Below are 22,517 nucleotides of genomic sequence, written 5' to 3' on the forward strand. Positions count from 1 at the left end.
GCTTAAGTAGGATAGACGCTGGCCAGAAGAGTTCAGCCGCTTTACCTATCAGCAGTCATCCAGCCCCGCAAAGGCGGCGGCAAACTCACCCGCGACAGGCACAAAATCAGGCACCTTCGCGCTGTCAAACAGACGCAGCACGGCAAACCGTGGATGCTCGCCGCCATCGAACCAATGCGCCGTAGTGGCGGGCAACAGCAGCAGATCACCCTTCTCGCACAACAGGCTGTAGACGTACTCGCCGATATGCAGCGCCAGCAGGCCACGCCCGGCCAGGTAGTAATGCAGCTGGGCCGGCTGACAAGATTGCTCTGCGCGCAGGCGGCGAGCCAGCTCACTGCCCTCACCGCGCTCATCACACAGGCTCAAAACCTCGGCAGTGGCGTAGCCATACGCGGTCATCAGCTGGTCGACCTGTACGCGGCTGGCCGCCAGCAGTTCGTCACTGGCTGTACCAGCCGTGACCGCCTGCTGAACCGGCACCTGACTGAATTGCACGCCAACAGCCGCCAGAGTGCTGGCGATGTCCTCGGCGTGAGTCAGCAGCTTGTTCGGGTACTCGGGCGAAGACTGGTGGTAGACGGTCAGGCTGCTCATGCTCAAGGCTCTCGTACAGTCGGTTTCAAGTCAGCGGTTCAATTCAACAGCTAAAGGTTCAGGGCCGCTCATCGCGCATATAGCGCGCGGTAATCACCGCAGCCGCCAGGGCAATCAGGCTGGCGATGGCAAAGGTCCAGGCCGCACCGAGGCTGTGCCAGCTATAGCCCGAATACAACGCGCCCAATGCGCCGCCCACGCCCGCCAGCGCGGCATACAAGGCTTGGCCTTGCCCCTGCTGGCGATCGGCAAAGCTACGCTGAACAAAATGCATGGCCGCCGCATGGAAGCTGCCAAAAGTCGCCGCATGCATCAGCTGAGCGAACAGCAGTACCGGCAAGTGCCCAGCCAGATTACCCAGCAACAGCCAGCGCACGGCAGTAATCAGAAAGCTCGCCAGCAGCACGGTACGCAGGGAATAGCGCGCCAGCAACCGGGCCATGACCATAAACAGCACGATTTCGGCCAATACGCCCAGCGCCCACAACTGGCCGATCACCCCGCGCGAATAGCCGAGTGCTTCCAGGTGCAAACTGAGAAAGGTGTAGTACGGGCCATTGCTCAACTGCATCAGCCCGGCGCTGAGGTAGAAGGCGAGAATCCCCGGCCGCCGTAGTTGCTGGAGAAAGCCGCCCTGCTCCAGGGTGTTAGGGCGCAACTGCGGCTGTGCATTAGGCACCCACCAACTGCTCAAGACGATACCGCTCATGATCAGAATCAGCGCCCAGGGATAGGCATCCAGGCTGAGCAACTCGAACAGCTTGCCGAGGCCCACCACTGCTACGATAAAGCCGATGCTGCCCCACAGACGGATCTGACTGTAGCGCGCCGCCTGCTCTTTGAGATGGGCAAAGGTGATGACTTCAAACTGCGGCAGCACCGCGTGCCAGAAGAACGCATGCAGCGCCATGATCAGCGCCAGCCAGGCGTAGCTCTGGCTGATAAAGATGCCGGCAAAGCACAGCAGCGTGCAGAGCGCGCCAAAGCGCACAATGGCCAAGCGCTGGCCCGTGTGATCGCCCAGCCAACCCCAGATATTCGGCGCAATGCAGCGCATCAGCATGGGAATGGCGATCAGCTCACCGATCCGCGCCGCGGAAAACCCCAGGTGATCGAAATACAGCGCGAGAAAGGGCGCGGTGGCGCCGAGCAGCGAGAAATAGAAGAAATAGAAACCGGACAGGCGCCAGTACGGCAAAACCGGGCTCATGCTGGGCACAAACCCGGTAGCGTGCTGCGAAGCGCACGTGGCCGCGCAGCAGCGTTAATCACAGCTGTGGCAGCACCGGCGTGCTGACCCGCACATCGGCATTCTGCGCGCGGTGGCGCAGCAGGTGGTCCATCAGCACGATGGCCATCATCGCTTCAGCGATTGGTGTAGCGCGGATGCCCACGCACGGGTCGTGACGACCCTTGGTGATGATATCCACCGGGTTGCCGTGAACATCGATCGAGCGTCCCGGCGTGGTGATGCTCGAGGTCGGTTTGAGCGCCAAGTGCGCAACAATCGGCTGACCGCTGGAAAGCCCGCCGAGAATGCCACCGGCATTGTTCGAGAGGAAACCTTCAGGGGTCATCTCGTCACGGTGCTCGGTGCCGCGCTGCGCCACGCTGGCGAAACCCGCACCGATTTCCACGCCCTTGACCGCGTTGATGCTCATCAGCGCATGGGCCAGTTCGGCGTCCAGGCGGTCGAAAATCGGCTCGCCCAGGCCGGGCATCACGCCCTCGGCAACCACGGTGATCTTCGCCCCAACCGAATCCTGATCACGGCGCAGCTGGTCCATATAAGCTTCCAGCTCCGGCACTTTGTCCGGATCGGGGCTGAAGAAGGCGTTCTGTTCGACGCTGTCCCAGGTCTTGAACGGAATTTCAATCGGGCCGAGCTGGCTCATGTAGCCGCGAATCACGATGCCCTGAGTCGCTAGGTATTTCTTGGCAATGGCCCCGGCGGCCACACGCATGGCGGTCTCGCGCGCCGAACTGCGGCCACCACCGCGGTAGTCACGCACGCCGTACTTGTGGTGATAGGTGTAATCGGCGTGGGCCGGGCGGAAGGAGTCCTTGATCGCCGAGTAGTCTTTGGACTTCTGGTCAGTGTTGCGGATCAGCAGGCCAATCGAGCAACCGGTGGTCTTGCCCTCGAACACCCCGGCAAGTATTTCCACCTCATCGGCTTCCTGGCGCTGGGTGGTATGACGGCTGGTGCCCGGTTTGCGCCGATCAAGATCGCGCTGCAGGTCTTCCGGGCTAATCTCCACCCCCGGCGGACAGCCATCGACAATGGCGACCAACGCTGGGCCATGGCTTTCGCCGGCGGTGGTGACAGTGAACAGCTTGCCGTAGGTATTGCCGGACATGTGCAAAACGCTCCGCGAAAATCAGCTCCGAGGCTACGCCAGCCGGCGCAAAGCCTCATTTGGATAAAGGCGGCGAGTATACCCGTGGCGTCCGCACAGATCATCCTCGAACCTTCAGGGCAGATAAACGTCCAACATGCTCACCCCCGGCAGTTCTTTTCCATGACCCGAGCTCTTCTGTTGCCCCTTCTTCTCTGCAGCGCCCTGCTAAATGCAGCGCCCAACGCCGCCCACACCACCACCGCACACAGCAGCGTGCAGCAACCCATGCGCCTGCAGACCGGCCAAGGTACGCTGCATGGCACGCTGCTCAAGCCAAGCAGCACCAAGCCGGTGGCCGTGGCGTTGCTGATTGCCGGCTCAGGCCCCACCGACCGTGACGGCAACAACCCCGAAGGCGGCCAGAGCGACAGCCTCAAACGCCTGGCGCAAAGTCTGGCCAAACAGGGCATCGCCAGCCTGCGCTATGACAAACGCGGTGTAGCCGCGAGCCGCGCCGCCACCCCGGATGAACGCGACCTCAGTGTCGAGGGGTATGTCAGCGATGCCGTGAGCTGGGCACAGCTGCTCAGGGCTGATCCGGCGTTTGACCGACTGATTCTGATCGGCCACAGCGAAGGTGCGCTGATTGCCAGCTTGGCGGCCGAACAGGCCCAGGCCGATGCCCTGGTGGCGATTGCCGGCAGCTCGCGGCCGATTGATCAGTTATTACGTGAGCAACTCGCCGCTCGCTTGCCCCCACATCTCATGGCGCAGAGCAATCACCTGCTTGACCGCCTATTGGTCGGGCAACTCACCCCGCAAGTGCCCAAAGACTTGCAGGTGCTGTTTCGCCCCAGTGTGCAGCCCTATTTGATTTCGCTGCTGCGGCAGAACCCCGATCAGGTCTTTGCTCGCTTGCAGATTCCTGCGCTGATCGTACAGGGCAGCCACGACATTCAGGTCAGTGTCGCCGATGCCCATGCCTTGCAGGCGGCCAAGCCTGATGCCGAGTTGCTGATCATCCCCGGGATGAACCATCTGCTGCGCATCAGCGCGCTGGATTTACCGGCGCAACTGGCCAGCTACGACAATCCTCGGCTACCGTTGGCACAGGGGCTGGGCGAGCAGATCGCCCAGTTCATCCAGCGCAGCGGCAAAAAGCCAGCCTCCAGTTAGCCGAGCGGCGGCCGATAAGCGCATCAGACGACACCTGAAGATGTCGCGCACAGGATCGCCGTGTATGACTGACAACCCAGAACAACAGAACGATACCGACGCCGCTTCGCAGGAGGTCGTCGAGCAAGCCCACCCGTGGGCCGATCTTGCGCCCGAGCACTTTCGCCTCTTGCGCCTGACCGCCTTGCCCACCGACCGCCACACTGGCGCACGCCCCTTGCGCTTTATCCAGTTCGGCCGCGTCGAGCGGCTGGGCAAGCAACACAGTTTGCTGCGTTTAACCTTGCAGCTCCCCGGACAGCGGGTGCGCAAGGAGCAGAATATTCTCGAAGTCTGGGCCGATCACGAACAACGCCTGCTCAGTTTCGGCCCCGACAGCGCACTGCAGGTGCAGCCGGAAAACCGAGGTTTAGGGCGCTTTATGCTGGCCCAGGGGATTAGCTGGGCACGTCAGCACTTCGCCCATTATCAAGTGGCCAACACCACGCTGCCCAGCAAGGACGCCTTCAGTGAAGAAGCCCGTGCGCGGCGCGACCACTGTCTGCAGGCCCAGGGCTTTGTCGTCGAGTACCTCGACCCACTGAAGATCAAGGCGCATTGCGTCGCACCACGGGTCAGCTCACTGCATGGCGACTGGCATACGGAAAAAGTGCAGATCGTCGAATTGCTGGACGCCGCCAGCATGCTGCAGCAGGCTGACCAGAGCCTGCGCGAGCAAGAGGTGAAAGTACGCAAACTGGAAGAGCGCATTGAGGTTTTCAAACGCGAAGACAACGGCCTGCGCTTCACCATTACCTGCCTGGTGGCCTTCTGCGTGTTTCAGGCGGGGTTGCTGATCTGGATTGCCACGCGCTAGAGGATGGCGCGGGCCTGGCGATACTGCCCTGGCGCCACGCCATAGGCCTGTTTGAACTGCCGGCTAAGATGGCTCTGGTCGGCAAACCCCAGCTGCATCGCCACACTCAGCGGCGCACAGCCATTCCTTAATAACGCCCGAGCCTGTTCCAGGCGGCGCTGCATCAGCCAGCTATGCGGCGGCAGGCCGGTGGCGCGGCGGAATACGCGCGCGAAATGAAATGGTGACAAGCCCACCGCCTGCGCCAGCTCCTCCAATGACGGGGGCGACGCCAGCTGGCTGCTGAGTAATTCCTTGGCGCGGCTGACCGCATGCGGCTCATGGCCTGGTGCCAGGACCTCAGGCAGACGCGCATGGCGCTGAAACAGCAGCAGAATCGCCTCACGCCAGGCAGTTTGCAGCTGCAGCGCCGACGCCTGGCTGTCCAGTAATTGATGCAAGGTGACGAACTGGTGATGCAGCTGTGGATCATGCAGCACGCTGAGCGCGAATGACGGCATGCCCTGCTGACCCCACTCCAGCTCCGCGAGCACGCCGCATACCTGCGTATTGTCCGGGTAAAAACCGCGGTAGTGCCAACCCAGATCATGGGCTTTGGAGCCGGTGTGCAGCTCGTCCGGGTTGATCAGTACCATGCTGCCGGCCGGCGCAAGATGATCGCTGCCGCGATGACGAAAGCGCTGCGCACCATGTTCAATCACGGTAAAGACAAACCCTTCATGCACATGCGGGGAAAAACGCTGCTCAACATAATGCGCCTGCAACAGCTCTACCCCGCCCAACTCGCGTGATTGCCAGAACCGTGTCTGCTCGCTGCGTGCCTGCGCCATGAGTCAACCGCTGAAACGCGCCTCCAGCTGCTGCTTGATCGCCGGCCAGTCGTGATCCGTGATGCTGTACAGCACGCTGTCATCCAGTCGCCCGTCGGCAAGGCGGCGATGGTTTCGCAGCAGACCTTCGCGCTGCGCGCCGAGCTTTTCGATGGCACGTTGCGAGCGTAGGTTACTCGCAGCGGTTTTTAGCTGAACGCGGACCAGCCCCCAGTGCTCAAAAGCGTGCTTGAGCATCAGGTACTTGATGGTGGTATTGAGGCCCGTGCCATGCTGGCTGCGATCCAGCCAGGTCCAGCCAATCTCCGCGGCGGGCAAGCTGTTCATAAAGTCGCCGAAACGGGTAGTGCCCACCAGCTGGTCGCCCAGGCGAATCACAAAGGGCAAGGCCCGCCCTTCGCGCTGATCAAGCAACCCTAGGCGGTACCAGTCCAATCGCTGGCTGCCACTCATGTAGATCAATTCTTGGCGATTGGCTTCGGCCAGGCTGATCAAAGCCGGGATATCGGCATCGACCATTGGCTCGATGCGCAAACCACCACGTTGCAGGGTAATCAGTTGCGGCTTGAACATAGGGTCCCTCCTCGGACAGAGTCGCAGGCGCGACACGCTAACAGGGCCAACACGTGTGCACAATCCACAACAGCAACAGGTTCTACGCCAGTGCGACCTTGGTCGTGCCTGACGCATCGCGACTTTGCTGCGAGACTGACACCCATCATCTGCCGTCGACGCTGATGCGGTAGGCTCTGGGCAGCCGCTGCGCTGCCAGATAAGACCCCGGCAGCCCCCTATAGTTTGTTTTCGGAGTTTGCATGACCCTGTCTAGCGGGCTGATCGCCGCGGTTGCGCTGATTTACATGGCCCTTCTGTTCGCCATCGCCTTCTACGGCGACCGCCGCGCCACGCCCATGCATCCGAAGGTTCGCGCCTGGGTGTACAGCCTGTCGCTGGCGGTGTACTGCACCAGCTGGACGTTTTTCGGCGCGGTAGGCCAGGCCGCTGAGCAGCTGTGGTCATTCCTGCCGATTTATCTGGGCCCAATCATCGTTCTGGTCTTCACCCCCTGGGTGCTGCAGAAGATGGTGATGATCAGCAAACAGGAAAACATCACCTCGATTGCTGACTTTATCGCCGCGCGCTACGGCAAATCCCAGACGTTGGCTGTAGTAGTGGCACTGGTTTGCCTGGTGGGCGTATTGCCCTATATCGCCTTGCAACTCAAAGGCATCGTGCTCGGGGTCAACCTGCTCAGCGGCGCAGGCGCCGGCGCCAATGGCACCGGCGCTCAGGACACCGCGTTGATCGTCTCACTGGTGCTGGCACTGTTCACAATATTGTTCGGCACTCGCAACCTGGATGTCACCGAACACCACCGCGGCATGGTCCTGGCAATTGCCTTCGAGTCACTGGTCAAACTGCTGGCCTTCCTCGCCGTCGGCACGTTTGTGACTTACGGTTTGTACAACGGTTTTGGCGACTTGTTCAGCCAGGCCAAAGCCAGCACTGAACTGGCGGGCTTCTGGGCAGAAACCGTGAACTGGCCGGCGATGATGACCCAGACGGGGCTGGCGATGATTGCTATCATCGCCCTGCCGCGTCAGTTTCATGTGGCCGTGGTGGAAAACATCGAGCCCAAGGATCTGCGCCTGGCGCGCTGGGTGTTCCCCGCCTACCTGATCCTCGCCGCGTTGTTTGTGGTGCCTATTGCCTTGGCCGGGCAGATGCTGCTGCCGGCCGGTATCACCCCCGACTCCTTCGTGATCAGCCTGCCGCTGGCCGAAGCCCATCCAGCGCTGGCCATGCTGGCCTTTATCGGCGGCGCATCGGCGGCCACCGGCATGGTAATTGTCGCGTCAGTGGCGCTGTCGACGATGATTTCCAACGACATGCTGCTGCCTTGGCTGCTGCGCCGGCAGAACACCGAACGGCCCTTTGAAGCCTTCCGTTACTGGATGCTCACCGCGCGACGGGTAAGCATCGTAGTGATTCTGCTGTTGGCCTATGTGTGCTACCGCCTACTCGGCTCCAACGCCAGCCTGGCAACCATCGGCCAGGTCTCCTTCGCCGCCATCGGCCAGCTGGCCCCGGCGATGTTCGGCGCACTGGTGTGGAAGCAGGCTAACCGCCAGGGCGTATTCGCCGGTCTGCTCGTGGGCGCGCTGATCTGGTTCTACACCCTGGTCATGCCGCTGGTATCGCGCAGCCTGGGCTGGCCGGTGGATGCCTTACCGGGCATACACACCCTGCTGTACGGGCCGATTGGTTTTCAGGTCGACCCGCTGACCCGTGGGGTGGTGCTGTCCTTGGCCGGCAACTTCCTGCTGTTTGCCTGGGTTTCCTACTTCTCGCGCACCCGCGTGGCCGAGCACTGGCAGGCCGGGCGCTTTATCGGCCATGACCTGGGCAACAAACCGAGTAACCGCAGCATGCTCGCGGTGCAGGTCGGCGACCTGTTGCTGCTGGCCAACCGTTTTGTCGGTGAAGACCGCGCGCGGCAAAGCTTTATGCGGTTTGCCTACCGCCAGGGCAAGGGCTTCGACCCCAACCAGACCGCCAACAGTGAATGGATCGCCCACACCGAACGCCTGCTGGCTGGTGTGCTCGGTGCCTCATCGACCCGCGCGGTGGTCAAGGCGGCCATCGAAGGCCGCGAGATGCAGGTCGAGGATGTGGTGCGCATCGTCGACGAAGCTTCGGAAGTGCTGCAGTTCAACCGCGCACTGCTGCAAGGCGCCATCGAGAACATCACCCAGGGCATCAGCGTGGTCGACCAATCGCTGCGCTTGGTGGCCTGGAACCACCGTTATATAGAGCTGTTCAATTACCCCGAGGGCCAGGTGTATGTCGGCCGCCCGGTGGCTGAACTGATCCGCTTCAACGCCGAACGCGGCCTGCTCGGCGGCGGAGATATCGAGGAGCACGTCAGCAAACGCCTGTACTGGATGCGCCAGGGCACGGCGCACACTTCAGAGCGACTGTTCCCCAATGGCCGGGTGATCGAGCTGATCGGCAACCCCATGCCTGGCGGCGGTTTTGTCATGAGTTTCACTGATATCACCGAGTTCCGTGAAGCCGAGCGCGCACTGAAAGACGCCAACGAAGGCCTGGAACAACGCGTTAGCGAGCGCACCCAGGAGCTGTCACAACTGAACCAAGCGCTGACCGAAGCCAAGGGCGTAGCCGAAGCCGCCAACCAGTCGAAAACCCGCTTTCTGGCCGCCGTCAGCCATGACCTGATGCAGCCGTTGAATGCTGCGCGGTTGTTCTCCGCCGCCCTGTCCCATCAGGACGACGCCCTGCCCGCCGATGCCCGTGAACTGGTGCGCCACCTAGACAGCTCGCTGCGCTCGGCCGAAGACCTGATCAGCGACCTGCTGGACATCTCGCGCTTGGAAAACGGCCGCATCACTCCGGACCGTCATGCCTTTATGCTGAACAATTTGTTCGACACCCTGGGTGCGGAGTTCAGGGTGCTGGCTGCCGAACACGGCGTGGACTTCCGCCTGCGCGGCAGCCGCCTGCGGGTCGACAGCGATATCAAACTGCTGCGGCGCATCCTGCAGAACTTCCTGACCAACGCCTTCCGCTACGCCAAAGGCCGTGTGCTGCTCGGCGTACGCCGTCAGGGGCAGCAACTGCGTCTGGAAGTCTGGGATCGCGGGCCGGGCATTCCCGAGGATAAGCGCAAGGTGATTTTCGAGGAATTCAAACGCCTGGACAGCCACCAGACCCGCGCCGAAAAAGGCCTGGGCCTGGGCCTGGCGATTGCTGACGGCCTGTGCCGAGTGCTCGGTCATCAGCTGGAAGTACGCTCTTGGCCAGGCAAAGGCAGCGTATTCAGCGTCACCATCCCCCTGGCCTTGCACGCCGAACCGCCGGAGCTGCTCAGCCAACCCGAGCAGAATGGACAAGCACTGGCCGGCATCCAGGTGCTGTGTATCGACAACGAGGACAGCATCCTCGCCGGCATGCACAGCCTGCTGTCACGTTGGGGGTGCCAGGTGTGGACGGCACGCAATCGCTTGGAGTGCGAGCACCTGCTGAGTGAAAACGTGCGGCCGCAGCTGGCACTGGTGGACTACCACCTGGATGACGGCGAAACCGGCACCGAGCTGATGGCCTGGCTAAGAACGCGCTTGGGCGAGCCGCTACCGGGTGTGGTGATCAGCGCCGACGGCCGCCCCGAGCTGATCGCTCAGGTGCATGCCGCCGGCTTGGATTACCTGCCCAAGCCAGTCAAACCGGCCGCTTTGCGCGCCCTGCTCAGCCGCCATCTAGCGCTGCGCTGAGAACCGGTTCTTAACCTTGCAGGCGCTGACGGAACAGCGCCTGATGCTCACGGCATTGCGCAGCAGCGAGCAGGAATACGCCGTGACCGCCACGCTCGAATTCCAGCCAGGTGAAATCGACTTCCGGGTACAGCGCCTCCACATGCACCTGGCTATTGCCGACTTCGATAATCAGCACGCCCTTTTCGGTCAGATGATCTGCCGCCTCGGCGAGCATGCGCCGCACCAGGTCTAGGCCATCGTCACCGCAGGCCAGGCCCAGCTCAGGCTCGTGCTGGTATTCGGCCGGCATGTCGGCGAAATCCTCAGCATCCACATAAGGCGGGTTGGATACGATCAGGTCAAAACGCTGGCCTGGCAGCCCAGCAAAACCATCGCCTTGCACGGTGTACACGCGGTCCTCAAGGCCGTGGCGCTCGATGTTCTGATTGGCCACTTCCAGCGCCTCAAACGACAGATCACCCAGCACCACTTCGGCCTCGGGAAACTCGTAGGCACAGGCAATGCCAATGCAGCCCGAGCCGGTGCACAAATCGAGAATCCGTGCCGGCTCCATCGCCAGCCAGGGCTCGAAGTGCTGCTCGATCAACTCGCCAATCGGTGAGCGTGGAATCAGCACACGCTCATCAACAATGAACGGCATGCCGCAGAACCAGGCCTCACCCAGCAGGTATGCGGTCGGTACGCGCTCATCGATGCGCCGTGCGAGCAAAGCATGCAGGTGCGCATGTTCGGCGTCTTCCAGGCGGCAATCGAGGTAGCTGTCGGCAATTTCGTAAGGCAGGTGCAGGGCACCGAGCACCAGCTGGCGGGCTTCATCCCAGGCATTGTCGGTGCCGTGGCCGAAGAACAGCTCCTCGCCATGAAACCGACTGACTGCCCAGCGAATGTAGTCGCGCACGGTACGCAGGCGGGTTGGGTAGGCATGTGTAGCGTCAGTCACGGCAGCTCTCCACAAAAAAAGAGCGCCATTCTAGCAGCCTGACGCGCGCACTCGCGCCGGGTGTAGCGCTAGTTAAGCCACGCGACGCATTAATGACTAGATAGGCCGCCACAGTCACAAAGTAGGCCTGCCCAAGCCTCATACGCATCAGTATAATTTTGTTACCAATTCCAAACCCTTCCCCTCCCTTCTCAAGACATTCCTAAAAATGGTCATAGATCCGTTCTCGATCACGGGCTTGCTCGTGCTGGCGATATTTTTGATTGGCATGACGCTAATCGTTTTTGAAGCACAACTGGAGATGGATAAGTTCAAACCGGCGATGTTCATGATGTCCGGCTTGATCGTTATCGGTGCCCACTACGCGCTTTACGACCCCAATGGTTTTCAGTTCTTTCTGCATGCGCAGAGCGAGATCAAGGAAGAACTGTTCGGTCTGATCGCCTTTATGGCGTTTATGTGGATGGTGGTCGAGCTGCTCAACGAGAGGAACGTCTTCACCGCGCTCAATGGCTACCTGATGCGTAAGGGCCTCGGTGCGCGCGGTATGTTCTGGGCCACAGGCGCGCTGTCGGCGCTGCTCTCACCGTTTCTCAATAACATCACCACGGCGATGATCTTCGGCAAGACGGTGAAAAACATATCGACCAATCAGCGCTATACCCATATCTCGCTGTGCAACATCGTGGTCGCCTCCAACTCCGGGGTGTGGTTCCTTGGCACCTCGACCAGCTTGATGGTGGTGCTGGCCGGCAAGATCAGCATTGCCGGCCTGCTGTTGCTGATCCCCTCAGCCTTGATCGGCTGGTTGCTGTTTGCCGCGACCCTGCATTTCTTTTACCTGCGCAAACTCACTGGCCAGGACTTGATTCAAGTGGCTGACCAGGCCGAATCCGCACTCAAACCCGGCGGCGCAGGCCTGGCGATAGTCGGTTTCTTCGCCGTGTTTGGCGCGGTGCTGTGCAATATCGTGCTGAAAGTCAGCATCGAGTTTGCCATCGGCATCGGCCTGGGCATCGTCGCCCTGTATGCCTGGCTGCTGATGCGACGCGGGATTGAATTGCCGTGGCAGGATCAGCTGCAAAAGGTCGAGTGGAACGCGCTGCTGTTCTTTATCGGCATCATCACTTCGGTGGCCTGCCTTAACCACGTCGGCTGGCTGTCATATATCTCGCGGCTGTTCGAAGTGCTGCACCCCACCGCCGTTAACGTGGTGCTAGGGGTCGCGTCCGGTGTTATGGACAACGTGCCTGTGGAAGCGGCTGCGCTGATGTCCAACCCGCAACTGGGGCTCAATCAGTGGGCGCTGAATGCGCTGATGGTGGGGATTGGCGGCTCGCTGACGGTGGTCGGCTCCGCTGCGGGAGTCATGGCGATGTCTCTGGACAAGACCTACAGCTTCGCCGTGCACCTGAAGTTTCTGCCGGCCATTCTGGTCAACTTCTTCGGCTCGCTGGGTATCTGGTACCTGCAGTTCGAACTGTTTGGCCTCTATTAAAACGAAAGCGCCAGGGCATGCCCTGGCGTTTGTCGATGAATGCGGCGTTGGCGCACACCACCATTAGTCTCGTTTAAGGTGCAATTCGCGCAGCACAGCGATGGAAATCGCCACGGCAAACAACAGCCAGAAATGTTCGGAAAACAGTGCAATCAGGCTCATATTGCAGCTCCTTTGCTTGAAATCGCCGTTCCTCGGCAGCCCCTCGATTCTGCTCGCCGTATAGGTAGTACGCAAGATCATCGACCACAAAGGTTCACAGCAGCGCAGCACAGGCGGACAATAGACCCACTGTCCATGCCAGCCTGGAGTTCCTGCCATGTCCGCCCCTAAAACCATGTTCGCCCTCACTGGCCGCGGCCATGCCCCCGCCAGCCTGAGCAATGCGACCTTGCTGATCATTGATGCGCAAGAGGAATACCGCAGCGGCGTGTTGCAACTCCCGGGGCTGGATGCCGCGTTGGAAGAAATCGCCAAGCTGCTCGCAGCCGCTCGCGCACAAGGCAGTGCCATTGTTCACGTCAAACACCTGGGTATTCCTGACGGCCTGCTCGACCCACGCGGCCCACGTGGCCATCACCTTCCGGAAGCTGCTCCGCTGCCGGGGGAGCTGGTCATTGAGAAACGCATGCCCAACGCATTCAACGGCACCGACTTGCACGAGCGCCTACAGGCCTTGGGGCATCTGGACCTGATCGTCTGCGGCTTTATGACTCATTCGAGCATCAGCACCACCGTGCGCGCCACCAAGGACTATGGTTACCGCTGCACCGTAGTCGATGCCGCCTGTGCCACCCGTGACCTGCCAACCCCAGACGGCCACGTCATCAGCGCGGCCGACATGCACCGTGCCGAGATGATCGCCCTGGGCGACAATTTCGCGGCCGTGGTGCCGCGCGCCAGTGCGCTGATCTGATTCACCGCCAGCGCGCAGCAGTTCGCAACTTGCACAGCGGCTGAACGGCGAAGTTGAACCCCGCCAGCCCGGGCCGGTCATACCGCCGATAGCCACCGAGGAACTTGGCATGAGGAAATCGGAATGAAACACTCCGATGGTTTTGATGCACGCCGCCTGCGCCCACGCAATGCCAGCAACTGGCGCCTGCGCCTCGGCGCTGGCCTAGCAGCGTTGTTTGCCACATTCGGCATACTGTTGAGCATGGCGGGCATCGCCACCCTGCTCGGCCAACCTGCTGCGCTCGGCCCCCTGAACGAATCGCCAGCCGCCGCCAGCGTTTTTGTAGTGATTGGGCTGCTGTTGCTGACCTTCGGCGTGCTGCTCTGGCGCCGCTGCCGACGCCGCCTGCGCCGTCCCAGCGACCTGAGCATGGCCCCGCATCTGATGAAAAAGCGCGACTGAGTACCGGGCAGCTTGGTTACACTAACGGCCTTCGCGGAGATCTAGGGTCTGTTACCGTTTTGTCGCGAGCCGCGTTGCCGCGTAAAATCTCGCCAGGCTAGGCGGAGGACGCAGGTAATGGTCGCTCCCTTGCCAAGACCTCCAACACCGCATGGCGAGATTTTTCGCGCAACCCGAAGGGCCGGGCCTGTTTTAGCGCGATACTGCGTTTCTCGACACTCATTTGGAACACCAAACTTCGCGTCTCGTGCCTTGCCTCGCGCTAAAACAGGCTCCGGCGCAGCCACGACAAAACGGTAACAGACCCTAAATGCAAGACGACGATTTTTCCCTATTCAAAGCCGAGTTGCGCGGCGTCAAACCGATCAAGCATGACCGCGCCGACACCGGCAAACCAAAACCTAACCGCGCCCAGTTGGCCACCCTGCGCCAGGCGGCTACGGCGCGCGTGGATTCAATCAAGGTCGACGGCCTGTCCGACCAGTTCGTAATCGACGTCGGCGCCGAAGACCCGCTGTACTGGGCCGGCAACGGCGTACAGGACGGCCAGATGCGCAAGCTCAAGCTGGGCCAGATCAGCTTTGAGGGCAGCCTTGACCTGCACGGCATGAGCGTGGAAAAAGCCCGCGACACCCTATGGGAGTTTATCGCCGAGGCCAACAAACTGGAGGTGCGCTGCGTGCGCATTACTCACGGCAAGGCGGTGCGCATGGACGGCCGTAAGCCGATGATCAAAAGCCACGTCAACACCTGGCTGCGCCAACACCCACAAGTGCTCGGTTTCACCTCCTGCCTGGCCAAACACGGCGGCACCGGCGCGGTGTATGTGATGCTCAAGCGCACCATGATGGATGGCCGCGACGAATAAGCCACTGCGGCTGGCAGCCTGCGCACTTGCCAGCCCGACCCTCGCGGCCTAACCTGCGCCCTTCAGAAAGACCTACGAGATTGTCCATGTCCCTGGAACAGCAATACACCGAGATCCTTGGCCAACTTGGCGAAGACGTATCCCGCGAAGGCCTGCTCGATACGCCCAAGCGCGCCGCCAAAGCCATGCAGTACCTGTGCAAGGGCTATCAGCAAACGCTCGAAGAAGTCACCAACGGCGCGCTGTTCAGCTCCGACAACAGCGAAATGGTGCTGGTAAAGAACATCGAGCTGTACTCGCTGTGTGAACATCACCTGCTGCCTTTTATCGGCAAGGCCCATGTCGCCTATATCCCCAACGGCAAGGTGCTCGGCCTGTCGAAAGTCGCCCGCATCGTCGACATGTACGCACGCCGCCTGCAGATCCAGGAAAACCTCAGCCGGCAAATCGCCGAAGCCATCCAGCAGGTCACCGGCGCCCTCGGCGTTGCAGTGGTGATCGAAGCGCAGCACATGTGCATGATGATGCGTGGCGTGGAGAAGCAGAATTCCTCCATGGTCACCTCGGTGATGCTCGGCGAGTTCCGTGAAAACGCCGCCACACGCAGTGAGTTCCTCAGCCTGATCAATAACTGATCAAGCTCTGAGTCAGAAGAAACCGGCCCCACGCCGGTTTTTTTCTGCCTGCACATCCTCAAAGCAAGCGGCGAGATTCCGCCAAAAGTCGCAATAAATCCGCCCGAGCATGGCGAGATCACGCCACCTAGAGCCGTCGAGCAACCCAGTGCAACTGCGGCAGCGCGCCGCAGTCCAACGCTTTGCAGTGGCGGGCATGCTTCTTGCGATTAGCCCAGGCAACGCCAGTCGCCGCGCCTTGGGCCGCTGCCGTTATGCACACGACGCCCTGCACACCCTGCCCCGCGCCTGTCGCTCGCCGACGGGCCAGCACGCTATTGCCACACGCCTGATCCCGTGTCGGCGCAGGTCGTCACTTTGACTTCACCGATTGAAATGGTTGGTTTAATGAAAAAGCTCCTATTGACCCTGCTGTGCCTGAGCGTGATCGGCTGCGCCAAGCACCCAGAGCCGGAAAAATCCGTGGATGTTCTGCTGATTGGCGGCGGCATCATGAGTGCCAGCCTGGGCACCTACCTCAATGAACTGGAGCCCGGCTGGAGCATAGACATTTACGAACGCCTCGACCGCGTCGCTGATGAAAGCTCCAATGCTTGGAATAACGCCGGCACCGGCCACTCGGCCTTCTGCGAGCTGAACTACACCCCCGAGCTGGCCGATGGCAGCATCGATATCAGCAAGGCGGTGGCAATCAACGAATCCTTCGAGATTTCCAAACAGTTCTGGGCCTATCAGATTGAACGCAAGGTGCTGAACAATCCGCCTTCGTTTATCAACAACGTGCCGCACATGAGCTTTGTCTGGGGTGATGACAACGTCGAGTTCCTCAAGAAGCGCCATGCCGCCCTGCAAGCCAGTTCGCTGTTCCGTGGCATGGAATATTCCGAGGACCCGCAGCAGATCAAGCAGTGGGTGCCGCTGGTGATGGAAGGCCGCGAGCCTGGGCAAAAGCTTGCTGCCACCCGCGTCTCGATCGGCACCGACGTCAACTTTGGCGAAATCACCCGCCAGCTGTTCGATTCGCTGAGCCAGCAGGACAACGTCAGCCTTAACCTGCAGCATGAAGTGCGCGGTATCGAGCGCAATGCCGACAACACCTGGAACGTGCTGGTGGCCGACCTGGCCAACGGCGGCGCCGAGAAAACCATCAACGCCAAGTTTGTGTTTATCGGCGCCGGCGGCGCCGCACTGAAACTGCTGCAAATGTCCGGCATCAGCGAGGCCGAAGGCTATGCTGGCTTCCCGGTCGGCGGTTCGTTCCTGGCCACCAGCAACCCGGAAATCGTCGCGCAGCATCAGGCCAAGGTTTACGGCAAAGCTTCGGTCGGTTCGCCGCCGATGTCCGTACCGCACCTCGACACCCGTGTAATCGAGGGCCAGAAGGTGCTGCTGTTCGGACCGTTCGCCACCTTCTCCACCAAGTTTCTGAAAAACGGCTCGCTGCTCGACACCTTCAGCGCCCTGACCACCGACAACATCCTGCCGATGACCCACGCCGGCATCGATAATTTCTCGCTCAGCACCTACCTGATGGGCCAACTGATGCTCAGCCAGGAAGACCGCATGGATTCGCTGCGCGAGTACTTCCCCAATGCCAAATCGGAGGATTGGGAACTGATCCAGGCGGGTCAGCGCGTGCAGATCATCAAGAAAGACGCCGAACACGGCGGCATTCTGCAGTTCGGCACCGAAGTGGTCAGCGCCGCTGATGGCAGCATCGCCGCGCTGCTCGGTGCCTCGCCAGGCGCCTCGACCGCCGCACCGATCATGCTCTCGGTGCTGGAGAAGATCTTCAAGGACGAGATGCAGAGCCCAGAATGGCAAACCAAGCTGAAAGAAATCATCCCGTCCTACGGCCAAAAGCTGAATGACGACCTGGCGCTGACTAATCAGACCCGCGCCTGGAGCAGCGAACGCCTGCAACTGGAGTTCGTTGAAGTGCCACCGCTGGCCCTCACCCCAGAGGTCAGCCAGGCGCAGTAAAGCGCCTGCTGGGCAATGCAGATTGCCCGAAGCACTGTTTACCGTCGCTACGGCGACACACCCTGCCGCCATGGATGGCGCGCAATAAAAAACCGGCCAAAAGCCGGTTTTTTATTGCGCTGTGAAAGCCTACTGGCCCTTGAACGGCACCCGTGGTTTGGTGCGTAAAGGGTCGAGCAGACCCGACAGGCCGTTGTGGTCGATCTCCTGCATCAGCGCCAGCAGCCGGCCGATTTCACCCTGGGGGAAACCTTCACGGGCAAACCAGTTGAGGTAGTTACCAGGCAGATCGGCGAGCAAACGGCCTTTGTATTTGCCGAACGGCATTTCGCGGGTCACCAGCAATAACAGGTCTTCGGGTTTCATCGCAGGCTCGGCAGGGTCAGGCAATCGAGCGCAAATTATGCCGTTCGACCGGGAGCACGGCCAGCGCCGGGCCAATCGCAGCAAACTCGGGTAAGCTGCGCGCCCGTATTTAGCAACCCAAGGTTTGCCCCCGCATGATTATCAAGGCACTGCGCATTGGCCTCGGCCAGTTGATCATCCTCCTCGACTGGATCAGCCGTCCGGCCAAGCTTAAACGTACTCCAGAAGCTCAGGCTGCGGTCGAGCAAAGCGCCAGCAACCTCGCGCTGTACCAGTTCCACGCCTGCCCGTTCTGCGTAAAAACCCGCCGCACCCTGCACAAGCTGAATGTGCCGGTGGCCCTGCGCGACGCCAAGAACGACGCCCAGGCACGTAGTGAGCTGGAGCAACAAGGCGGCAAGATCAAGGTGCCGTGCCTGCGCATCGAAGAAAACGGCCAGAGCACCTGGCTGTACGAGTCCAAAGCGATCATCGCTTATCTCGATGAGCGCTTCGCTGCAGTCTGAACAAACAACCGGGGCCGCTTAGCGGCCCCGGTTGTTTGCGCACTATGGCTGATCACTCAGCCCAACGTATTCAGTTCGCCAGCACTCTTACCTTGCCGACCATTCCGGCCTGGTAGTGGCCGGGAATCAGGCAGGCAAAGTCGAATTCACCGACACGGTTGAAGGTCCAGATAACCTCCTCGCGCTGTCCAGGTGCCACATGCGTCATATCCGCTGATTCATGCTGCATGCCAGCAGATGTCGCCATCATCGCAGCATGCGCCTGTAACTCAGCCTGGGTGCCGAGCACGAACTCGTGCATAACCTGCCCCTCGTTGCGATGAACAAAGCGGATGGTTTCGCCCTGCTTGACGTCAAGCTGATCGGGGCTGAAACGCATCTGATCGTTCATGCTGATCTCGATGGTACGACTGACCTGCTCCGGCTCGCCGGCAATCCCCCAGGCCTTCTGCTTCTTGGCCGGCGCTGCTGCGTGATGCCCGCCGTGATGCTCGCCAGCGGCCCACGCAGCGCCGCTGTCCAACAGCAGCCCCAGACTCAACAGCAAGGCAACGGAATTTGAAGATGTACTCATGGTTACTTTCTCGAACTAAAAACTGAATAAACGCTGTGAGCAGGCCGCGCAACAGAGCAGGCCACACACAACAACACGGTGTTCAGACGAGAAATAACCGAGGCGGACGTTCGAGGGGTTCGCTGATAAAGCCGACAAACTGATCCAGTCGCGCCAGGGACGGCTCGACTGCTTGCAGTGGAGAATTACTGACAATAACCGTGCTCAGGGCCACCGCACCGACACAGAATACGCAAAGGCTGCACAGGCTGTTATCGGCGGCAGGTAGGGACTTGCTGGAGTTGTCGCCGGCGTGATGTTGGCCATGGGCAGACGCCTCAGCCGGCTGAGCCATGGCCATCGCGCCCGGGTGGTGCGCCGCCATTTGCGCATCAGCCTTGGCCATCGCCCCGATCTGCGGGGTTACCGCGCATAACTGCATGCTGAGAGCGGCCATGCTCTGCGCTGGCAAGGCGAGCATCAGCATGCAAATCAGGGCAGTTCGCAGTGAGCGCATGGCGTTGGATGTTGTCGTAGGCAAAGATATGGAGACGGATTATCCGCCCAATAACAGCTTTGTCCATGCCTGAGCATGGGCAAAAGCCCCCGCAGCTGGCTATGATCGGAGCCCATGACCAGCACCCTACCCTTGCGCCAACCCTGCCCACCCGGTGCCTGCGATTGCGGGCGCGAGCAACTGTTGCAGCAAGCCAATAGCGATTTGCGCATTCTGTTGCTCACCCGCACCGAGGAAAAGCGCCTGCTAGAGCGCCTGGAAAATCTCGAGAGCCTGGCGGACCTGGAGAAGCTGCAGCGGCGCATCTACGAACAACTCGGCGTGCGTGTCGCGGTTGCCCCAGGCTTCAATGAAGTACGCAGCATGCGCGGCATTGCCATTCAGATCGATGAGTTGCCAGGACTGTGCCGCAAAACCCGTCAATCGATCCCCACGGCCATCCGCAGAGGTCTGGAGAAACGCCCACAGATCGCCTACGACTTGCTCAACACTCATGACCTGCTGCGCGATACCTGACAGCGTCTATCATTTGCGCCCCGCCAAAACCAGCGTTGCGCCCTGAGTCTTCTGGCAATACCAGAACACCCGGCTTACCCCACGGGTGATCGCCACATAGGCCAGGCGCAAGCTTTCATCCTGCATGGCCTGGTCGTAGCTGTTGCTGAAGAAGCCCGAGTAGGCGTACAGCGCATTGCGCAGCGGGTGCGGCTCGGGTGGTTGGCAGTCATCGAGGATGATCGCAACTTCGGCCTGCAGGCCCTTGGCGCGGTGGATGGTGTAGGCCTTGACCGGCAGCTGCTTGTCCAGCTGCGCGGTAATGGCTTGCAGTGGCTCATTCCGCCGGCTCAGTAGCAGCACGGCATTCCGTTCGCGGCTGTTGCGCTCGGCGGCGTAAGCGCACTGCGCGCTGATCTGTTTGAGCAGCTCCGGCAGGCGTGCCTTGCTGTCGAAACGCTGAATCAGGCGCACGCCATGATCGCCCGGCTGCGCGGCTTTAATCGCCTGGCTGGCCTTTGCCTGTTTGTGCTGCACGTCGCCCAGCAGCGCTTCAGCGTCACGAATAATCGGCTCAATCGAACGGTAGTTGTTGGCCAGGGTCAGCACGGCGCTGCGCTTGGCTTTACCTTTCCCGGGAAAGTGCCGATCAAAGTCGATAAATAGCTCCGGCGAACTGCCGCGCCAGCCGTAGATCGACTGCCAGTCATCGCCGATGGCCATCAGACTGACCGCAGCCCCCTGCCCGGCCAGCGTGCGCTGCACGGCCTGCAGCCACTGAACGATCTGCGGCGAGATGTCCTGAAACTCATCGATCAGCAGATGGCTGAACGGCGCAAGCAGTGACGCGGCCACGCCCTGCCCGTCTGCATTCAGCCTTGCCGTCAGCTGGGCAAAGGCGGCGTTAAAGGTCAACAGCCCCTGCTCCTGCAAAGCGCGCTGGAAATAGGGCCAGAACAGCAGCAATGCCTCAAGAAACTCACGCACTGGTATTGCAGTGTCGAGGCGTTGCGGCTGCATAGTCGACAGCTCAACGCCGATGCTTTCGGCAAACCCGGCCTGGGCGTAGAACGCTTCATAGAGCGGCGCAGCACTGAATTCGCCCGACAGCTTGTAGGCATCCAACGGCGCCTTCGGCAGACGCTTACTCTCAGCCGGCGGCAAGGGTAATTGCAGCAGGCTATGCACCCGCTTGCGAAATTCCGGCTGCTCGGCATAGCACTGCTGGTAAGCCTGCTTGAGCAGACGCTGTTGGGCAGGGCGCAGCCGTCCGGCGCTCAGTGGGTTATCCAGTTCGCGGCTCGCCGCCTGCGGGTCGTCCAGCTGTTCGAACCAGCGTGGATTGTTCAGTACGCCCTTGGCCACGCTGCCCATGGCCGAGTGAAACGTACGCACAGACTGACGCGCCTGGGCGGCATCAAAGGGGTAGTTGAAGAAGCCCAACACCTTGAGCAACTGCTCACGCAGCTCGGCACAGGAGGCATTGGTAAAGGAAATCACCGTCAGCTGCTCGGGCTTGATGCCCAGGTGACAGAACATAAACACCACCCGCAGCACCAACGTGGTGGATTTGCCCGAACCGGCCCCGGCGAAGATGCGCGTAAGCGGATGATTGCTGAGGATCATCGCCCACTGTTCATCCGATGGCGCACTGAGCAGCCCCGCCGTCACCGCCTGCGCCACCTGCTCGCGCATAGCCTGAGCTTGCGCGGCATCAACTGTCAGCATGGCCGGCCCGTAAATGCCTTGAGAGCGTGGTTTACTCGCAGCGCGGCGCGGATTTGCCGGCGGTCTCGTGCCAGCAGATTGACCCTTGCTAGCGGCTTTTTTGGCCCTTGGTGCAGGCTTTTTTAACTGCGCCGCCGCCTCACGCTCGGCACGCAGATAAGCTGTGGTATGGGGAAAGTAGCGCGCCAGTGCAGCGGACAACAGCCGCTTATAGCGCTGAACAGCAGATGGCATTAGCGATCCAGCCAGAAGATAGATCGTTGAATGATAAGTGCTTTTTACGTCGAGCTGGCGACTGAGCAGTGAGAAAGCGCAGCGCCTCTCACCTCTCAGCTGATCCGACAGCTATCAGTCGAGCATACCGACATAACGCGGATGGCTGGCAACCCGCTCCAGCCAAGCGCGAATGGCCGGATAGGGCGTCAGATCAAAGCCGCCTTCATCCGCCACATGGGTGTAGGCGTACAGGGCGATATCGGCAATCGAGAAATTCTCGCCAACCAGATACGGCGTGCGCTGCAGCTGCTTCTCCATCACCTTGAGTGCCTTATGACCGCGCACATGGCACTCTTCGTACTCGCTGCGGCGCGCTTCGGGCAGGCCCTGATACAGCTGGATGAAGCGTGCCACCGCGACGTAAGGCTCGTGGCTGTATTGCTCGAAAAACTGCCACTGCAGCACCTGAGTGCGCAGACGCGGCTCGCTGGGTAGAAACGCGCTGCCGTCGGCGAGGAAGTTGAGGATGGCATTGGACTCCCACAGGCAGGTGCCGTCGTCCAGCTCAAGCACCGGGATCTTGCCGTTGGGGTTCTTGGCCAGGAAGGCGTCGCTCTGGGTTTCGCCCTTGAGGATATCAATCGGGATCCACTCATAGGGCTGATCCAGCAGGTGCAGCATCAGCTTGACCTTGTAGCAGTTGCCCGAGCGGTAATCGCCATAGACCTTATACATATCGCCCTCCTCCTAACCTGC

At 60.9% G+C, this 22,517-nt stretch carries 22 protein-coding genes; 11 read left to right on the top strand and 11 right to left on the bottom strand.

From position 1 onward, the window contains the following. Positions 1-48: 48 nt before the first annotated feature. From HBN63_RS07205 to aroC, 3 genes are read right to left on the bottom strand one after another with little or no spacing between them, the layout of a single operon-like run. Complete coding sequence (locus HBN63_RS07205; protein ID WP_170048930.1) at positions 49-597, bottom strand: acireductone dioxygenase; 549 nt, start codon at positions 595-597, stop codon at positions 49-51. Between the two features lie 58 nt (positions 598-655). After that, positions 656-1,807, bottom strand: coding sequence for an MFS transporter (locus tag HBN63_RS07210; RefSeq protein ID WP_160084817.1), 1,152 nt, complete (start codon positions 1,805-1,807; stop codon positions 656-658). 58 nt (positions 1,808-1,865) lie between these two features. Continuing rightward, positions 1,866-2,957 (bottom strand): chorismate synthase, encoded by a 1,092-nt coding sequence (gene aroC / locus HBN63_RS07215; RefSeq protein WP_170048931.1) that lies wholly within the window; start codon positions 2,955-2,957, stop codon positions 1,866-1,868. 162 nt (positions 2,958-3,119) lie between these two features. On the opposite strand from aroC, the gene HBN63_RS07220 reads away from it, so the two are divergent. Together HBN63_RS07220 and HBN63_RS07225 are read left to right on the top strand one after the other, a co-directional pair. Next, positions 3,120-4,115 carry an alpha/beta fold hydrolase gene (locus tag HBN63_RS07220; RefSeq protein ID WP_170048932.1) on the top strand — a complete coding sequence of 332 codons (996 nt, stop codon included), beginning with the start codon at positions 3,120-3,122 and terminating at the stop codon, positions 4,113-4,115. Positions 4,116-4,179: 64 nt separating this feature from the next. Continuing rightward, entirely contained in the window at positions 4,180-4,971 is a 792-nt protein-coding gene (locus HBN63_RS07225; RefSeq protein ID WP_170048933.1) for a hypothetical protein, read from the top strand. Here HBN63_RS07225 and HBN63_RS07230 read toward each other — a convergent pair. Then, entirely contained in the window at positions 4,968-5,801 is an 834-nt protein-coding gene (locus HBN63_RS07230) for an AraC family transcriptional regulator (RefSeq protein WP_170048934.1), read from the bottom strand. The genes HBN63_RS07225 and HBN63_RS07230 overlap by 4 nt on opposite strands. A 3-nt stretch (positions 5,802-5,804) precedes the next feature. Beyond that, positions 5,805-6,374, bottom strand: a complete 570-nt coding sequence (locus tag HBN63_RS07235) for a GNAT family protein (RefSeq protein WP_170048935.1) — start codon at positions 6,372-6,374, stop codon at positions 5,805-5,807. 242 nt (positions 6,375-6,616) lie between these two features. Between HBN63_RS07235 and HBN63_RS07240 the strand changes: the two genes are divergently transcribed. After that, positions 6,617-10,093, top strand: a complete 3,477-nt coding sequence (locus HBN63_RS07240) for a PAS domain-containing hybrid sensor histidine kinase/response regulator (protein ID WP_170048936.1) — start codon at positions 6,617-6,619, stop codon at positions 10,091-10,093. 10 nt (positions 10,094-10,103) lie between these two features. Here HBN63_RS07240 and prmB read toward each other — a convergent pair whose 3' ends face one another. Then, complete coding sequence (prmB, locus tag HBN63_RS07245) at positions 10,104-11,036, bottom strand: 50S ribosomal protein L3 N(5)-glutamine methyltransferase (protein WP_160084823.1); 933 nt, start codon at positions 11,034-11,036, stop codon at positions 10,104-10,106. A 268-nt stretch (positions 11,037-11,304) separates the two neighbouring features. Between prmB and nhaD the strand changes: the two genes are divergently transcribed. The 6 genes from nhaD to mqo all read left to right on the top strand — a co-directional run bounded on the left by nhaD (position 11,305) and on the right by mqo (position 17,380). Continuing rightward, positions 11,305-12,534, top strand: a complete 1,230-nt coding sequence (gene nhaD / locus HBN63_RS07250; RefSeq protein ID WP_170048937.1) for a sodium:proton antiporter NhaD — start codon at positions 11,305-11,307, stop codon at positions 12,532-12,534. A 319-nt stretch (positions 12,535-12,853) separates the two neighbouring features. Further along, positions 12,854-13,450, top strand: a complete 597-nt coding sequence (locus HBN63_RS07255; RefSeq protein WP_090247845.1) for a cysteine hydrolase family protein — start codon at positions 12,854-12,856, stop codon at positions 13,448-13,450. Positions 13,451-13,573: 123 nt separating this feature from the next. Then, positions 13,574-13,894: an LPXTG cell wall anchor domain-containing protein gene (locus HBN63_RS07260; RefSeq protein WP_170048938.1), complete on the top strand. Its 321-nt coding sequence runs from the start codon at positions 13,574-13,576 to the stop codon at positions 13,892-13,894. Between the two features lie 310 nt (positions 13,895-14,204). Then, positions 14,205-14,762, top strand: a complete 558-nt coding sequence (locus tag HBN63_RS07265) for a Smr/MutS family protein (RefSeq protein ID WP_160084825.1) — start codon at positions 14,205-14,207, stop codon at positions 14,760-14,762. Between the two features lie 86 nt (positions 14,763-14,848). After that, the gene (folE, locus tag HBN63_RS07270) at positions 14,849-15,397 is read left to right on the top strand and encodes a GTP cyclohydrolase I FolE (protein WP_090247849.1); all 549 of its coding nucleotides are present in this window, start codon (positions 14,849-14,851) and stop codon (positions 15,395-15,397) included. A gap of 387 nt (positions 15,398-15,784) precedes the next feature. Then, positions 15,785-17,380 (top strand): malate dehydrogenase (quinone), encoded by a 1,596-nt coding sequence (gene mqo, locus HBN63_RS07275; RefSeq protein WP_170048939.1) that lies wholly within the window; start codon positions 15,785-15,787, stop codon positions 17,378-17,380. Between the two features lie 129 nt (positions 17,381-17,509). Here mqo and HBN63_RS07280 read toward each other — a convergent pair whose 3' ends face one another. Continuing rightward, positions 17,510-17,746 carry a DUF3820 family protein gene (locus HBN63_RS07280; protein WP_090247851.1) on the bottom strand — a complete coding sequence of 79 codons (237 nt, stop codon included), beginning with the start codon at positions 17,744-17,746 and terminating at the stop codon, positions 17,510-17,512. A gap of 134 nt (positions 17,747-17,880) precedes the next feature. Here HBN63_RS07280 and HBN63_RS07285 point away from each other — a divergent pair, with 134 nt between their 5' ends. Then, positions 17,881-18,252 (top strand): glutaredoxin, encoded by a 372-nt coding sequence (locus HBN63_RS07285; protein ID WP_170048940.1) that lies wholly within the window; start codon positions 17,881-17,883, stop codon positions 18,250-18,252. Between the two features lie 70 nt (positions 18,253-18,322). On the opposite strand, the gene HBN63_RS07290 is transcribed toward HBN63_RS07285, so the two are convergent. Next, entirely contained in the window at positions 18,323-18,826 is a 504-nt protein-coding gene (locus HBN63_RS07290) for a cupredoxin family protein (protein ID WP_170048941.1), read from the bottom strand. An 82-nt stretch (positions 18,827-18,908) separates the two neighbouring features. Then, the gene (locus HBN63_RS07295; RefSeq protein WP_170048942.1) at positions 18,909-19,322 is read right to left on the bottom strand and encodes a hypothetical protein; all 414 of its coding nucleotides are present in this window, start codon (positions 19,320-19,322) and stop codon (positions 18,909-18,911) included. Between the two features lie 114 nt (positions 19,323-19,436). Between HBN63_RS07295 and HBN63_RS07300 the strand changes: the two genes are divergently transcribed. Further along, positions 19,437-19,838: a hypothetical protein gene (locus tag HBN63_RS07300; protein WP_170048943.1), complete on the top strand. Its 402-nt coding sequence runs from the start codon at positions 19,437-19,439 to the stop codon at positions 19,836-19,838. Between the two features lie 9 nt (positions 19,839-19,847). On the opposite strand, the gene HBN63_RS07305 is transcribed toward HBN63_RS07300, so the two are convergent. Next, positions 19,848-21,779 carry a DEAD/DEAH box helicase gene (locus HBN63_RS07305; RefSeq protein WP_170048944.1) on the bottom strand — a complete coding sequence of 644 codons (1,932 nt, stop codon included), beginning with the start codon at positions 21,777-21,779 and terminating at the stop codon, positions 19,848-19,850. Between the two features lie 114 nt (positions 21,780-21,893). Beyond that, entirely contained in the window at positions 21,894-22,496 is a 603-nt protein-coding gene (locus tag HBN63_RS07310; RefSeq protein ID WP_170048945.1) for a glutathione S-transferase family protein, read from the bottom strand. Positions 22,497-22,517 lie beyond the last annotated feature (21 nt).

Source organism: Pseudomonas sp. WS 5011 (genome assembly GCF_012985775.1).
Taxonomy (GTDB): Bacteria; Pseudomonadota; Gammaproteobacteria; order Pseudomonadales; family Pseudomonadaceae; genus Aquipseudomonas; species Aquipseudomonas peli.